General features: G+C 56.5%; 11 protein-coding genes and 1 pseudogene. 5 read left to right on the top strand and 7 right to left on the bottom strand.

The window, feature by feature from the left end:
• Positions 1 to 3: 3 nt before the first annotated feature.
• Positions 4 to 456 (bottom strand): YbjN domain-containing protein, encoded by a 453-nt coding sequence (locus HNI00_RS00325; RefSeq protein WP_316789662.1) that lies wholly within the window; start codon positions 454 to 456, stop codon positions 4 to 6.
• 391 nt (positions 457 to 847) lie between these two features.
• On the opposite strand from HNI00_RS00325, the gene HNI00_RS00320 reads away from it, so the two are divergent.
• Both HNI00_RS00320 and HNI00_RS00315 read left to right on the top strand, forming a co-directional pair.
• Positions 848 to 1420, top strand: coding sequence for a DUF1802 family protein (locus HNI00_RS00320; RefSeq protein ID WP_225906687.1), 573 nt, complete (start codon positions 848 to 850; stop codon positions 1418 to 1420).
• A gap of 666 nt (positions 1421 to 2086) precedes the next feature.
• Positions 2087 to 3142, top strand: coding sequence for an ABC transporter substrate-binding protein (locus HNI00_RS00315; RefSeq protein WP_316789658.1), 1056 nt, complete (start codon positions 2087 to 2089; stop codon positions 3140 to 3142).
• Positions 3143 to 3252: 110 nt separating this feature from the next.
• Here HNI00_RS00315 and HNI00_RS00310 read toward each other — a convergent pair whose 3' ends face one another.
• From HNI00_RS00310 to HNI00_RS00300, 3 genes and pseudogenes are all read right to left on the bottom strand, one after another.
• A complete protein-coding gene (locus tag HNI00_RS00310; RefSeq protein ID WP_316793395.1) occupies positions 3253 to 3432 on the bottom strand; it encodes an SDR family oxidoreductase in 180 nt (59 codons plus the stop codon).
• Positions 3433 to 3493: 61 nt separating this feature from the next.
• Positions 3494 to 4246 (bottom strand): IS1 family transposase, encoded by a 753-nt coding sequence (locus tag HNI00_RS00305; RefSeq protein WP_316793393.1) that lies wholly within the window; start codon positions 4244 to 4246, stop codon positions 3494 to 3496.
• A gap of 89 nt (positions 4247 to 4335) precedes the next feature.
• Positions 4336 to 4908 (bottom strand): annotated as a pseudogene (locus tag HNI00_RS00300) (SDR family NAD(P)-dependent oxidoreductase); the annotation flags it as partial.
• 421 nt (positions 4909 to 5329) lie between these two features.
• On the opposite strand from HNI00_RS00300, the gene ylqF reads away from it, so the two are divergent.
• The 3 genes from ylqF to HNI00_RS00285 all read left to right on the top strand — a co-directional run bounded on the left by ylqF (position 5330) and on the right by HNI00_RS00285 (position 11342).
• The gene (ylqF, locus tag HNI00_RS00295; RefSeq protein ID WP_316789655.1) at positions 5330 to 6265 is read left to right on the top strand and encodes a ribosome biogenesis GTPase YlqF; all 936 of its coding nucleotides are present in this window, start codon (positions 5330 to 5332) and stop codon (positions 6263 to 6265) included.
• A gap of 757 nt (positions 6266 to 7022) precedes the next feature.
• Positions 7023 to 9791 carry a DUF3536 domain-containing protein gene (locus tag HNI00_RS00290; protein ID WP_316789653.1) on the top strand — a complete coding sequence of 923 codons (2769 nt, stop codon included), beginning with the start codon at positions 7023 to 7025 and terminating at the stop codon, positions 9789 to 9791.
• A 66-nt stretch (positions 9792 to 9857) separates the two neighbouring features.
• Positions 9858 to 11342: a TldD/PmbA family protein gene (locus HNI00_RS00285; RefSeq protein ID WP_316789651.1), complete on the top strand. Its 1485-nt coding sequence runs from the start codon at positions 9858 to 9860 to the stop codon at positions 11340 to 11342.
• 168 nt (positions 11343 to 11510) lie between these two features.
• On the opposite strand, the gene HNI00_RS00280 is transcribed toward HNI00_RS00285, so the two are convergent.
• The 3 genes from HNI00_RS00280 to def all read right to left on the bottom strand — a co-directional run bounded on the left by HNI00_RS00280 (position 11511) and on the right by def (position 14506).
• A complete protein-coding gene (locus HNI00_RS00280) occupies positions 11511 to 12824 on the bottom strand; it encodes a DUF2330 domain-containing protein (RefSeq protein ID WP_420156262.1) in 1314 nt (437 codons plus the stop codon).
• Positions 12825 to 12898: 74 nt separating this feature from the next.
• Positions 12899 to 13855, bottom strand: a complete 957-nt coding sequence (locus HNI00_RS00275; RefSeq protein ID WP_316789647.1) for an RnfABCDGE type electron transport complex subunit D — start codon at positions 13853 to 13855, stop codon at positions 12899 to 12901.
• Positions 13856 to 13957: 102 nt separating this feature from the next.
• On the bottom strand, positions 13958 to 14506 hold the full coding sequence (gene def, locus HNI00_RS00270) for a peptide deformylase (RefSeq protein WP_316789645.1): 549 nt from the start codon (positions 14504 to 14506) through the stop codon (positions 13958 to 13960).
• Positions 14507 to 14508: the final 2 nt, after the last annotated feature.

Genomic DNA, 14508 nt, shown 5'->3' with positions numbered 1-14508 from the left:
GGTTCAAGCGCCAAACTCGGCCTGAAGGATCTCGTCGTAGCTGTCGGCGACGGAAGCGACCATCGTAATGTTGCGCGACACCTCACCGGGCGACAATTCCGCAACCGTGCGCTGCGCCGCGACGATCACCTTGCCGTCCATGATGGCGAAGTGAGACTCGAAGGTACTCGTCCAGTTCAGTTCCAGCAGTTTTCGCATGAGGTCTAGCTCGTTTTTGGCGGGCAAACTCAGCACTGGCGACCAAACAATCAGCATGTCGTCATCCGTTTCGCCCGTTAGCTGCACAAATACTTCCACACTGCCATATTTGAACTTCCACAGATTGCCCTGGTCAGATCGGCTGACCATCGCGCTCTGGTCTTCTTGCAGGCTGGAAATCACAGTTTCAACGACATCCAGATGGCTGGTTGCTTCGATGATTTCTTCTGTCAAAGCTTGGCTGGATTCAGGTTCCATAGGAAGCAGGTCGCTCAGTGAGTGGACAAATGGTTGGGGGGATTGGGGACAACCGTAGACGAACACGAATAGCCGAAGAAAATTGCAGAACCAGGAAATACCTTCGGGTGTAACCCAGGCTACAGCCTGATTTGCAAGGCTACTCACAACTTTAGCCGCTCAGGGTGCAATCCTGCATGTTTCTACCAAGTTTCTTTCTAAAGCGGCTAAAGCGGGCGATCGCCCTAGGACTTCATGACGCACTGCCTCGCCCAACGCGCTAGATTAGGCACAACGCCGCCTCCTATCTTCACTCGCTGTACTGCCGATGACCCGCCTAAACGTCCCCCAAAATTCCACATCCCAACGTCCAGACTCTTCTTCAGCCTCTTCTTCGGAGAATGCTAGATCGTTGGTTGCAGCGCTCAAGGAATGGGCGATCGCCCTCGAAGCCCTGCTCAGCGGCGACACTATTCTGCTGTTGCGAAAAGGCGGCATCCGCGAAACAGGCGGTCGGTTCAGCGTGGCACAGTCCCGCGTGCTGCTCTACCCCACCTACGAACACCAGCAGCCACACCTGCTCAAGCCGCCCTACGCCGACCGAGTGCAGCCCGTCCCCTCCGGCTGGCATCCCAACACCGTAACCCTCTGCGCCTGGGCCGACATCACCCACATCTTTCAAATCACCACCGCAGAAACCGTTGAGGCGCTGCTGCCGTTTCACATTTGGACAAACGCCCTAGCGACAGAACGGCTGAAATGGAAGCCTCAGCAGCCGCTCTACGTCCTGCTGCTGCGCGTGCATCGGTTCCCGGAATCTCTCACGTTGCCTTATCAAGAGTCCTACGGCGGCTGCAAATCCTGGATTGATGTGGAACTTCCTGCGGGGTATGTGGACAATCCCTTTGCAGACGCGCCCGTTCTGACGCAGGAGCAATACGACAGCCGTGTTAAGGAGATTGAGCGGGTGGTTTTGGGTCAGTAGAGAAGGCTCTGGATGCCGGGCCAGTGAGTCTTGTTTAGCCTCACGTCGAACTTGCTTGGACACTCGATCGTAGAGAAGGCTCTGGATGCCAAGCCAGTAAGCCTTGGGGGGAGCTTCCCCCCAAACCCCCGCTTGGGGGACGAAGCGCGTCCCCCCAAACCCCCTCCGACCTCGGTTTCGGCGATGCAGTCGAGATACTGTCCGTGCTTGATTCGACTGGATTTGTCGTGACACAAACCTGAAAGATTCTCCTCAGAGATGCTGCGCGATTTTCTGGAGAGACGCTGCGCGATCGCCCTTTGATTTTCCATGAACGATGCAATGCAAAGCGCCCTCTCAGCAAAGCCAGAAATCCCTTAGGAGGGGGTGTGGGGGACGCTTCGTCCCCTGCAAAAGGGGGTTTGGGGGATATCCCCCAAGGCTGTTGGCTCGGATCTCCAGACTTCCAACTTAGACCAACATTGGCAACTCAAGTCGCTCAATTCTTACAGAATGCTGCACAAGCCCCCAGTCGCCAAACCCCAGCGATACACTAGGAAGTTGGCTCGCACAATGGGGCAGACCGGCGCAGCCGTTCTGTGCCGCGAAACACACCCTGGCGGGTCATTCTTGCCTAGTCTGAACCTTGTGAAACCCCGCAAGAGGCATAACCAAGAGATTACTAACATGCTGCATCGTATCTTCACCGCAGTTTTGATTGGGCTGCTCGGACTTATCCCGCTGTGGACTGCGCCCCAACCTGCCCAAGCCGCAGGCTGCACCCTCACGGCAATCGTCTGGGAAGGCTATACCGATTCCTCCTTTGCCGATATTTTTGAACAAGAAACAGGCTGCACCATCAAAGCCACCTACGCCGGGTCGAGCGACGAGATGTTCGCCAAGTTCCGCGCAGGCGGCGGCAAAAACTATGATCTGGTCTCCGCATCGGGCGACATCACCGAGCGGCTCTACAAAGCCGGCCTGGTGCGCCCCATCGACACCAGCAAGCTGCAAAATTACAGCGCCGTATTCGAGTCATTTCAGGGCGGCAAGTGGAACACCTTCGGCGGCAAGCCCTACGGCGTAACCTTTGCCTGGGGGCCCAACGTGCTGGTTTACAACACCAAACAAGTAAAACCCGCGCCGAAGTCCTGGGATATCTTATTTGACGATAAATATTCTGGCAAAATTGCCCTGCCCGACAACCCCATGACCATTGCCGACGTGGCGCTGTGGCTGGGCAAATCTGACCCCTATGATCTTACTGACGAAGATCTTGCCGAAGTGAAAGCCAAGCTATTGGAACTGCGCCCCCACATCCGCAAATTCTGGACGACGGCGGGCGAACTGGCCAACCTGTTTCAGTCGGGCGAAATCGTGATGGCTCACGCCTGGCCGCTGACCTATACCCAACTCAGCAATGAGGGCTATCCCATCGGCTCTGTCAGTCCCCAGGGCAAGCTGACGGGCTGGACAGATTCCTGGATGATTTCCAAAAATTCCAAGAACCCCGAAGCAGCCTATCAGTGGATTGACTTTATCCTCAGCGGCGACGGGCAAAAGGGCGTGATGGACGTGACGGGCTACTCTGGCGCAACGACGCTGGGCGCGGAAGCCGTGGGCCCCGAAAAGGCGCACGAGCTATTTATGGATGATCTGTCGCTGCATTCGCAGATCAACATGTGGCAGAGCGTGAAGAACTACGACCAGTGGGTTCAGCTTTGGAACGAGATTCGCAGCTAAACTGCATTTCTCGGTCAAACGAAATTGCTGAAAGCCCTGCAAATGCTGACTGGCAATCCAAAATCGCCAATCCAGAATCGTAAAAATCCAGAATCGTAAATGGGTAGCAGCTACGGCTCTTGGTATGTCCACATTAGACCGCCATCGACCAAGAACGTAGAACCCGTAATGTAGTCTGCTTCGGCAGAACAGAGAAACGAAACCAGAGACGCAACCTCCTCCGGATTGCCCATGCGCTGGAGGGGGATTTTTTTGAGGAATTCTTTGGATTCGTCTGAGTCGTCTTGCAGGCTGGTGTTTTTGTCGGTGGCGATCGCCCCCGGTGCGACATTGTTAATCGGGTAGTACCTTTTAGTAAAGGACAGAGGAAAAGCTGAACCCGCCCTGTTCTGCTAGCTTCTCTCTAACACGGTGATTGTAGTCGTGGATGAACGTCCAGATCGCACCAATGTGGTTCTCTAGCTTCTTGGAAAAGGACAGTGTCTTCCTCACCAACCGGGAAATCCGCTGCCTCAGGGTGTTGTTCAGGCGTTCGATGTAGTTCGTCAAACCGCTCTCTTTGCCCACCGCCGCATGGCGTTTGCTTGGGATGACGGTAACGTAGGCCTCCCAGTAATCGGTATAGACTTTGGCACACTGTCGATAGACCGCCGGGATGGATTGCCAGAGGGCGATCGCCGATTCCCGAGAGCGCTCACCGATGTGGCAGCCGATGATTTCTCGGGTATCGGCATCGATCGCCACCCAGACCCACTGCTTGTTGCCTTTGTGATCGACAAAAGACCAGAGTTCATCCATCTGCACCTTCAGCTTGCCTTTCGCCTTGGGGATGACCGCTGCCGCTTTGGGCACGGCTTCGTAGCATGCGTTGACGTAGGTCTGCAGCCAGCTATCCGAGACATCGCTGACCCGGGCAATACCAGCTAGCGGAATTTTCTCCAACAGTAGTAGATCGACGAAAGCCCGAGTGTCCTTATCTTTCGGCTTCCATTGAGGATCCTCGACAAATTGACGGTTGCAGTCTCGACATTTGTAGTTTTGCTTGCCACGCCGGGTGGTGCCGTTCTTGGAGATGTCGTGAGACCCACAGGTTGGACAGGTCATCTCGATAGTCATGGAGCCTTCTCCCCCAAAATCTACGAATAGGACAACGTTACCTTGTTTTTCTGTGTCCTTTACGATAATCCACTACCGTTAATCGTAATCCCCAGCGGCGCAAGTTCCGTTGCCAGCGTGCGGGTCATCATCTTCATGCCGCCCTTGCTGGCGCAATAGGACGCAAAATCGGGAAACGACAGTTCCTCATGCACCGAGCTAATGTTAATAATCTTGCCGGGATGTTTGGCTGCCATGCAGTGATGCACAAAGGCCTGCGCCGAAAAGAAAGCACCCTTCAAGTTCACATCCATCACCTGGTCGTAATCTTCCTCAGTGACTTCCCAAAACGATGCTTTCTTCTGAATGCCTGCATTGTTGACCAGAATATCCAGGCGACCAAAGTGGGCGACGGACTCTGCCACCATCCGGCGCACCTGCTCCACATCGCTCACGTCAGCCTGCACGATTTTCCCTTCGACCGAGCAGCCATATTGAAAACATCGGCCGCCTGCTGCCTCAACCTTGGCCAGCGTTTCGGCTGCGCCCTCTGGATCGGCGCGATGGTCAATTACCACACTAGCCCCATCAGCCGCCAGACGAAGGGCGATCGCCTGTCCGATGCCTGTGGTGCTGCCCGTCACCAGCGCGACCTTTCCGTCCAATTTCATGGCTGCTTCCCCAGGAGATTATTAAGAAATACTTGTGATTGATGGAATTTTTGTTACCTCACAGCAAGATCTTGTTACGCAATGCCTCCTCCTGACCATCCTCGAAAGAGGCATTCTGGCGAGTTTTTTCTACTTCTGTAGACAGACTGTAGACAGAACCTTGAGTTAAATGCAGGGGTATTGCAGGACTTAATTGCGAGACATACTAGAGCGTGCCTCAAAACCCTCTGATCCCCCCTGATTCCCCTTATCAAGGAAGGGAACTGGGCTAAACTGCTCCGGAGGTTTTCCTTCGTTTCTAGCGAAGCAGCGCGTAGGTACGAGGATTTAAGGGGATCGATTCACGGCAATTTTGCTCTCCGCCCTCTTTATCTTTCGTTCTTCCTTTTTCGTTCTTCATTTTTCCCTCTTCCCTCTTCCCATGTCCACGCCCCCCATCCAGTGGTATCCCGGTCATATTGCAAAAGCCGAGCGATCGCTTCTGGAACAGCTTAAAAAAGTCGATGTCGTGCTGGAGGTGCGGGATGCGCGAATTCCAATAGCGACGCGCCATCCGCAGATGGGGCAGTGGTTGGGCAACAAAGAGCGGGTGCTGGTGCTGAACCGCATGGACATGATCCCCGCTGGGGTTCAGCAGGACTGGCGTACTTGGTTTCAGCAGCAAAACGACACGGCGTATTTTACCGACGCGAACCACGGCAAGGGCGTAGAGGCAGTGTCTAAGGCGGCGCAGGCTTTGGGTGCAAAGATGAACCAGCGGCGGCGCGATCGCGGCATGTTGCCCCGGCCGGTGCGGGCGGTGGTCATCGGCTTTCCCAACGTGGGCAAGTCGGCGCTGATCAACCGACTGCTAAAGCGGCGCGTAGTAGAGAGTGCCCGTCGTCCCGGCGTAACGCGCCAGCTTCGGTGGATTCGCATTTCCGACGAACTGGAACTGCTGGACGCGCCGGGAATTTTGCCCTCCAAGCTAACGAACCAGCAAGCCGCGCTAAAGCTGGCCATCTGCGACGACATTGGCGAAGCTGCTTACGACAATCAGCGAGTCGCCGCCGCCTTTGTGGACTTATGGAAAGAATTGTCCGAAGCCGCGCCCACTATCATCGGCAGTGGTTTGGAAACTCGCTATGGGCTGTCGCCGTCTGGAGTCACAGGCGAAACCTACCTGGCGCAACTGGCCGAGCATCGCTATCAGAACGACGTAGAGCGAGCCGCGCGACAATTGCTGAATGATTTTCGCAAGGGGCTGCTGGGACCCGTGCCGCTGGAGTTGCCGCCAGCAGCGATCGCAGCGGAGGGACAGGGCAATCCTGAAGAAAGGGCTGAAGAAAAGAGCGGGGAACACTCTGAAGAACAGTAGCCCCCAGAGATCCTTGTAAGGAAATATAAAGCGAGTTTACGTTTCCCTAAAAATCTGAATCGGTAAAGACACAAACTGAGCGTTTTGCAGCGCAGTCGGGCGATCGCCCTTATTACAAAACATGAACTTAGTTTGAAAACATTGTGTTATCCCATGCAGAGTATAAAAACTCGCGATATATATCGTAAATGTGGAACCCTGCAAGGCAGTCTTAACTGAAAGACTCATAAAGCCTCAAGTGTAAGCCCTTATATAAGGACTTCAGTGATATAAGGACTTAATATAAGGACTTAAGTGATGAGGACTCAAGCGCGATCGCCCCTTTGCCGCTTCAGGAATTTTTCAAAGACTGCTGTGACAAGTGCCCTGAAACTGCTCTGAAACTGCCCTGAAACTGTCCCGAAAAAATTACTTTGAAAGATTGCCCCGACTGTCCACAGGTTTCTAACAGGTTTCTTGATGATCCCCGGATTGTGACCAGATTTTAATCACCAGGCTTTAAATCAGATGATTTGAGCAATCATCTGATCGACTAAATCTGATAAATCTGATCGACTTAATTAGTTCGTTCGATGCCTGATTTTTGAGCTTTTGCAGACTGGATAATTGGCTAGATGACTGTCCAGATTGTTAGCTAGAAGCCGATCCCCAGCCTCACCCCCAAATCGATGTGCGATCGCCCAGCATTGCAACCCCTTTGCAATGTCCCGGAGCAGACCGCGATGTATTTGGGTTCTGTAGATTTTGGACACGTTGCATGACTTTTTCTCGCCACGATTCTCGCTCCGAATGGTCTGCTTTGGCGTTTCAGACCGATAGTTTACGACTCAATGACCTAGCCGATTCCGCGCTCAATCGGCAGTTGCACACCGACCCACCTGCCTGCGATACCCAGGGAGAGCGTTCGGCAACAGGGATTTACGTTACCGTCCACGGGCATTTCTACCAGCCGCCCCGCGAAAATCCCTACCTGAACGCCATCGAGCGGCAGCCCAGCGCCTCCCCTTATCACGACTGGAATGAGCGCATCCACTACGAGTGCTATCGCCCTAACGCCTTTGCCCGCGTCCTAAGCGACCAGGGCGACCTGCTGGGGATCGTCAACAACTACGAGTATCTCAGCTTCAACATCGGCCCGACGCTGATGAGCTGGCTGGAACATGCCGATCCTGAAGTCTACCAGCGCATTCTAGACGCAGACCGCAGAAGCTGCGATCGCCTGGGAGGCCACGGAAATGCGATCGCCCAGGTCTATAATCACATCATCCTGCCCCTGGCCAACGACCGCGACAAGCGCACCCAGATTCGCTGGGGCAAGGCAGACTTCAAAGCCAGATTTGGGCGCGATCCCGAAGGCATGTGGCTGGCAGAAACGGCGGTAGACTACTCGACGCTGCGAATCCTGGCAGAAGAGGGCATTCGCTTCATTATCCTGGCTCCGTCGCAGGCCCAGCGCTGCCGACCCCTGCCCACCCCCGACGAGCGCGATCCCCACTGGATCGAAGTCGGCGGCAGCCAGATCGACCCCGTGCGCCCCTATCGCTGCTTCTTGAATTCGCCCCATTTCCAGCGCGACGGCATCCTGGGGCAAGATGGACTGGGTAAAGCCGGAGCCGACCCGAACCTGGCTGATACGCCCTACATCGACATTTTCTTTTACGATGGCCCCATTTCCCGCGACATGGGCTTTAACGACGTGCTGAGCAGTTCCGAGCATTTTGTGGGACGCATTGGGCAGGCCGTGCGCGGGGATCATCGTCCTGCTCAGTTGATCTCGGTGGCCACCGACGGCGAAACCTTTGGGCACCACAAAGGCGGCACGGAAAAAGCGCTGGCCTACGCCTTTACCCACGAGTTTCCTCAGCGGGGCTGGCTGGTGACAAATTTTGCCCACTACCTCAGCCTGCACCCGCCCACTTGGGAAGTGGAGCTAAAGCCCGTAACGGCGTGGAGTTGTTCCCACGGGGTCGATCGCTGGCAAGACGACTGCGGCTGTGGTGGGGGCGGCGTGTGGCATCAGAAATGGCGGCGGCCGCTGCGGGATGCGCTGGACTGGCTGCGGGATCAGCTAATTGCAATTTACGAACAGTCCGGTGGTTCGTTTTTCCGCGATCCTTGGGCGGCGCGGGATGGCTATGTCGCTGTGTTGGGCGAGCGTTCTGATACCGCTCTCGATACGTTTTTCGCAGCTTACCAAAGCCACGATCTGACACCGGCCGAACGGGTCGAAGCGCTGAAGCTGCTGGAAATGCAGCGCCATTCTCTGCTGATGTACACCAGTTGCGGCTGGTTTTTTGAAGAGGTGTCGCGGCCGGAGGGAACGCAGATTTTGCGCTATGCTGCCCGCGCCCTGGAACTGGCAGAAGACCTTGCCGCAGTTCGCCTGGAACCAGAGTTTGTCCGTCGTCTGGCGGCGATCCCCAGCAATGTGGAACAGTTTGGCAACGGCGCGGAACTCTATCGCCAACTGGTTGCGCCTGCCCGCATCACGCCAGAGCAGGTGGCCGCGCACTATGCCATCAGTTCCCTCTTCCACAGCTATCCCCAGGAGCAGCGTCTCTATTGCTATAGCGTCCAGCGGTTAGACTATCAGCTTCGCCGCATGGGATCGCTGACGCTAGCCCTGGGGCAGGTGCAGTTGACCTCCGAGATCACCCGCGAGGTGGTGAATCTGGAGTTTGCGGTGCTACACCTGGGCGGCTGGGATTTTCACTGCTGCATTCGGTCCGCCAGCGGTCGTCGCGCCTATTTGCAATTGCGGGATGAGTTGTTTGAGGCGCTGTCGCTGGCCAGTGCGGCGCAGGTGATTTTGGCGATGACGCGCACCTTTGGCGATTCGCAAAGCAATCCCTGCGGGAATCGCTCCTTTAGCCTGCAAGATCTGTTTGCCGAGGAGCGTCATCGGCTGATGCACCTGCTCAGTCAGGAAACCCTGACCCGCCTGGATCAGTTGTATACCCAGGTCTATCGCGACAACTACGGCGTGCTGCGGGCGTTTCATCGGGATGCTCTGGAGCCGCCCCGTGAGATGCAAGTCGCCGCCGAAATTGCGATCGCCCATCGGCTGACCCACTCCCTGCAAGCTCTAGAGCGCGAAACCTCTGATTTGCCCCCCACCAATCCCGAATTGTGCGACAGCTATTTATCGGAACTAGAGGCGATCGCCGCCGAAGCCAACCAACTCCACTGCCATCTGACTGTGACCCCAGCCAGACAAATCCTGGAGCGGCTGATCCTGCGGCTGCTGTGGCAAGCTCTCAACGAATCGGAACTGGACACCCTGGAGCCAACGCTGGTCTGGATTGAGCAACTGCTAGCCATCGGCGAGCAGCTTCATCTGGGACTGGCGCTGGATCGAGTGCAGGAGTTGTACTGGCGATCGCTCCACCGCTACCTCCTGCCCCGCTGGTCTGTCGCACAGCAACACTCTGATGCGGCTGCCAAAGCTGAACTGGCGCTGCTTCAACCGCTGCTGTCGCTGGGCAAGGCACTGCGTATTGAGGTTCCACTAGGGGCATTGGCATAACGCTCCCCAAGCTTCCTTGCTAAACTGTGAGAAACGCCGACTGCTGCGCCCTGAGAGGACTGCCTAATGCTATTGACCAGCCTGCCCGATACGCTGCTTACCCCTGCGAAGCTGCCCCATCTCAGCTATGCTGCGCCGCGCGATCGCTTTGATGAGTCGTGGGATGCGCCGCTGTCTACGCTGCTGGGGCTGGGTCGGGCGGCCGGAGCCGATTTTGTCGAGTTCTTCCTGGAACGGGTTAACTATATTAACTGCCTGGCCGAAGACGATACCATCACCAGCATTTCGCCCAGCTTGACCACGGGCGCGGGTGTGCGCGTGTTTCGCGGCAAGGCCGACTGCTACGTCAGCACCAATGATCTGACCTTTAGCGGGCTAAAGCTGGCGCTAGAAAAGGCGTTGTCCATCATGGGGCTAGAACTGCCCAGCGGCAATGCGTTTATCCCGGAAGTGGTGCTAGAACCGCTGCGGGACTATGGTACGCGCAAGGGCAAGGAAGCCTGGCTGGAGCAGTGTAGCTCGATTCGCGAGATGGGCGAAATTTTGCTGGCAGCGAGTGATCGCCTCGGCAAAAAGGCCAGCCACGTCCAGTCGCGCCGCGCCTCCTACTTTCGCGACTGGCAGGAAGTGCTGGTGGCGGCGAGCGACGGCACCTTTGCGCGAGATATTCGCCTGACGCAATCCACCGGGTTTAGCCTGCTCTGCGCCGATGGCGACCACCGTGCCTCCATTGGACAGCGCATCGGCAGCACCAGCCAGCCCGATTTTCTTCGCACCTGGGATATGGACAGCACTGCCGAAGAAGTGGCGGACTCTGCCGGAAAAATGCTCTACGCCGATTATGTCGAGTCTGGCACGTACCCGGTGGTGATGGCGAATCACTTTGGCGGCGTGATCTTCCACGAAGCCTGCGGCCACCTGCTGGAGACGACGCAGATCGAGCGCAAGACTACGCCCTTTATCGACAAAAAGGGGGAGAAGATTGCCCATGAAGCGCTGACCGCCTGGGACGAAGGGCGATCGCCCAACGCCTTTGGCACGATTGACATGGACGACGAGGGGATGCCTGCTCAGCGCACATTGCTAATCGAAAACGGCATTCTGAAAAACTTCCTGAGCGATCGCGCTGGGTTTATGCGAACCGGCCACCCCCGCACGGGCAGCGGCCGCCGCCAAAACTACACCTACGCCGCCGCCAGCCGAATGCGGAATACCTACATCGCGCCGGGGCCGCACTCTCTCGACGACCTCTTCGCCTCCATCGACAAAGGGATTTACTGTAAAAAAATGGGCGGCGGCAGCGTCGGTGCAACGGGTCAGTTTAACTTTGCGGTGGACGAAGCCTACCTGATTGAAAACGGCAAAATCACCAAGCCCCTCAAGGGCGCAACTCTGATTGGCGAAGCGGTAGAAATCATGCAGCGCATCTCCATGTGTTCCCAAGATTTGGGGCTAGCGGCGGGCTTCTGCGGCTCCATCAGCGGCGGCATCTACGTCACCGTCGGACAGCCCCACCTAAAGGTCGATGCGATTACGGTCGGAGGACGGTAGCTCAAAACGGTAGCTCAAATAGTAGCTCAAATAAGAGTTCGGGCGCGGGCTGATGATGGGATGAGGCGATCAGGAAAGTAACTTGAGAGTCACTTAGAGTAACTTAATTGGATCTCGACTAAACCTACCCGATCCGACTCACCTCCTTACCACTTCACCCGCACTGTTCTATCTCTCCATCACTCGCCCCACCAACTGTTGCAATCGTGCGACCAGCGGCAACGCCGGAAATTGCTCAGCCCGAATCTGGGGTAACTTATCGCGGATGTCGCGGATATTCCAGCCTGTAAGTCGGGCTAGGGTTTGGGCTTCTTGCTCGAAGCGCTGCCGGAGCGATCGCCGATATTGCCGCCCTGCCTCACACGCCATCTCGCCCGTATAGGGATGCCTTAGGATATAGCGCCCCTGAAATAGGCTGCGGTTGTTGGTCTGCTGAAAAATCAGGTCTTCCGGAAACTTATCGCGGGTATAGCGCACATGCAGCCGCGTGATGAATACGTTATTGGGCATCTCCGGGCGCGTCCAAAACACCCCCGCCTGCCGCAGTTCCTCTGGCGACAGCGGCTCCGCCGAGCAGGGGTCGCAGCTTCCCATATCCCAGGCATATTCCAAAAACGCCACATTGCGCCCCTCGCGAGTGTAGCTGGTCTGGAACATGGCTTTGTAAAAGTCGCTAAACTCGTCCTTCACGTATACCGGAATTTCTGCATCCGACGGCACCTTCACCGTGCGATAGTTGCTGACTTCTGCCTGCCCCTCCGGCGACAAAATGTAGACTAGCAAATCCTGAGACGTGTCAGCGTTGACCATGCCCAACCGCAGCGGCAGCATAAATCGAGGCGACTCGTAGGTCATTTGCAGCGGACGCAACGCCTGATAGCCCGAATTTTCGTATTCCTCCAGATTCACCTTTGCCACAAAGAACTTCATCCGCTGGCGAATGTAGGGACGCAGCAGGTCTCGCGCACCCTGGGGAATGCGGTAGCCATTTTGCACCAGCCAGGTTTCCAATCCATCAGACTCGCGGGCGCTGAGAATCAAAATATCGTACTCGCCGACGGTGAACCGTTCTTCTACCGTCACCCCGAGCGCCTGATTGCTTCGTCCAGCCCGACCGGGAGCGGCACTTTCCATCGCCGGAGCGGCCATTGGGCGGTTCCAGAAGATGGGCGGAGCGCACGGATCAGGGTCGAAGTATTCCACCAATCTCGGTGCGCTAAACGAATCGAGCCGCTCGATGATCCGTGAATCGGCTATTTGCACCTGTTCGCGCTGCAAAACTACGGGAACCGGGACGACCATCGCAAAGTCTTTGACATCACCCTGATAATCATTCGCCATCGTCAGCACCGTGCGATTGCCACTGCGGGCGATCGCCACTTGAGAAGCCTGGTTATACAGCTTCGCATCGGCTTTTGCCACATAAAACCCGCAAAATGCCAGCGCTTTGGATGAAACTGTGAACGTGAGCAGGATTGCCATGAGGGCGATCGCCCACACTCGAAAAGACCGTAAAGAGTTCAGCGAATGTTTAAGCAGAGATTTCATAGAACCACCTATTCAGGAACGTATTTTTGTCGAAATGCGAGTCTGGGAGAAAACGGGAGCCGCAGCGCCGACTGCGACCACTCGAACCGGGCGGCAGGCAGCAGCCAGTCCAGCAGCAGACTCAGCGGAGCCAAGGCAAACAGGGCCCAAAAGGGAGCCGTAGAGAGAAAGAAAACATTCCGCAATATAAAGGTAAGAAGCGCGATCGCCCCGGCCCAGATCAGCCGTCCCGTGCGGGAATTGGGAATCGTGCGCGGGTCGGTAATCATAAACAGCGCAAAGACCAGCAGCGAGCCACTGGTGAGCCGATGCGCCCACACGTCCCACGTCCAGCCCAGCCACAGGTTTCGCCCGGCCTCTAGCACCGCATAGCTGCCGAGAAACGCGGCCGACGTGTCCCAGCGCCCCACCTTTTGCAGCACCAGCCCACCCGCCCCCAAAAACAGCAGTCCATACCAGCCACTCTCGCCCCACTGCCCCGGCGAAATCCAGGCATCGCCCGACAGCATGAGCGCCATGACAATGCCAAAATTGCCGGGATTAAATACATGCCTGCCCCGCAGCCGCAGCACAAACTTGCTGGCGATCGCCCCCATCACCGCCAGCGCCATCGTCAGCGGATGCTCGACCCGCAGCAGCAGGCTCATTCCCAGCCCCGTCACCAGCGCACTGGGCAGACTGGAGAGAATTTGGGGATTGCGACACCGCAGGGCGATCGCCCCCCAGAGGTCGCCTATGGGATTGGCTGTGTCTGTCTCTGGATCTTCTGTTTCTGGATCTTCTAGCTCTGGATCTAATGAATCTGATGGATAAAATACGGCTCCGCAAAGTGCCTGAGTGATGAGGCAAGTGGCGATCGCCGACAGCACCACGACCGGGTTCAGCGACCAGTCCCGTGTGCCCGCCCCCAACAGCAAAAACAGCGCCAAAAAGCCAATTTGATAAAGCCTCGCGTCCTGTACCATCGTTCGGTTTCGCCGCAACGTTGGCAGCTATTATGTCGTGTTGCTACAGCGGCTAATGGCTTGTTTCAGATTTTGTAACCGCAGGTAAGTTACAGCATTCCCCTACGACAGCAGCTTTTGGTATTCCTGCTCGGTGATCAGGTCACGGGTTGTTTCCACGCGATCGACAAATACCAGACCCTTTAGGTGATCGACTTCGTGCTGGACAATGCGGGCCACGAAATCAGTAAAGACCTGACGGCGCAGATTGCCGTGGCGATCGCCATATTCCACCTCAATTTCACGATAGCGGGGCACGAGGCCGCGAATCCCTGGCACGCTGAGGCAGCCCTCCCAGCCTTTCAGCGTTTCGTCGGAATGGCTGAGCAGGCGCGGGTTCAGCATGGGCAGCGGCTCCATCTCTGGCGCATCGGGGTAGCGCGGGTTTGGGCGCGACGCGACGATGACTAGACAAATGGGCTGCCCGACCTGGGGCGCAGCGATACCCACGCCGTTTGATGCGTGCATCGTGACCAAGAGCTGATCAATAAGGGCTTGCAGGGCAGGATCACTGGAAGAGGCGATCGCCCGCGCTGTGTCTCTCAACCTGGGATTGCCCAACTGCAAGATTTCTAAGCGAGGGGAGTTTGAGGAGGGGTGAGTTTGGGTCATGT

The organism is Thermoleptolyngbya oregonensis NK1-22 (assembly GCF_032705245.1).
Taxonomy (GTDB): Bacteria; Cyanobacteriota; Cyanobacteriia; order Elainellales; family Elainellaceae; genus Thermoleptolyngbya; species Thermoleptolyngbya sichuanensis.
The sequence above is the reverse complement of the archived record's forward strand: the minus strand, read 5'-3'. Positions and strand labels throughout refer to the sequence as shown.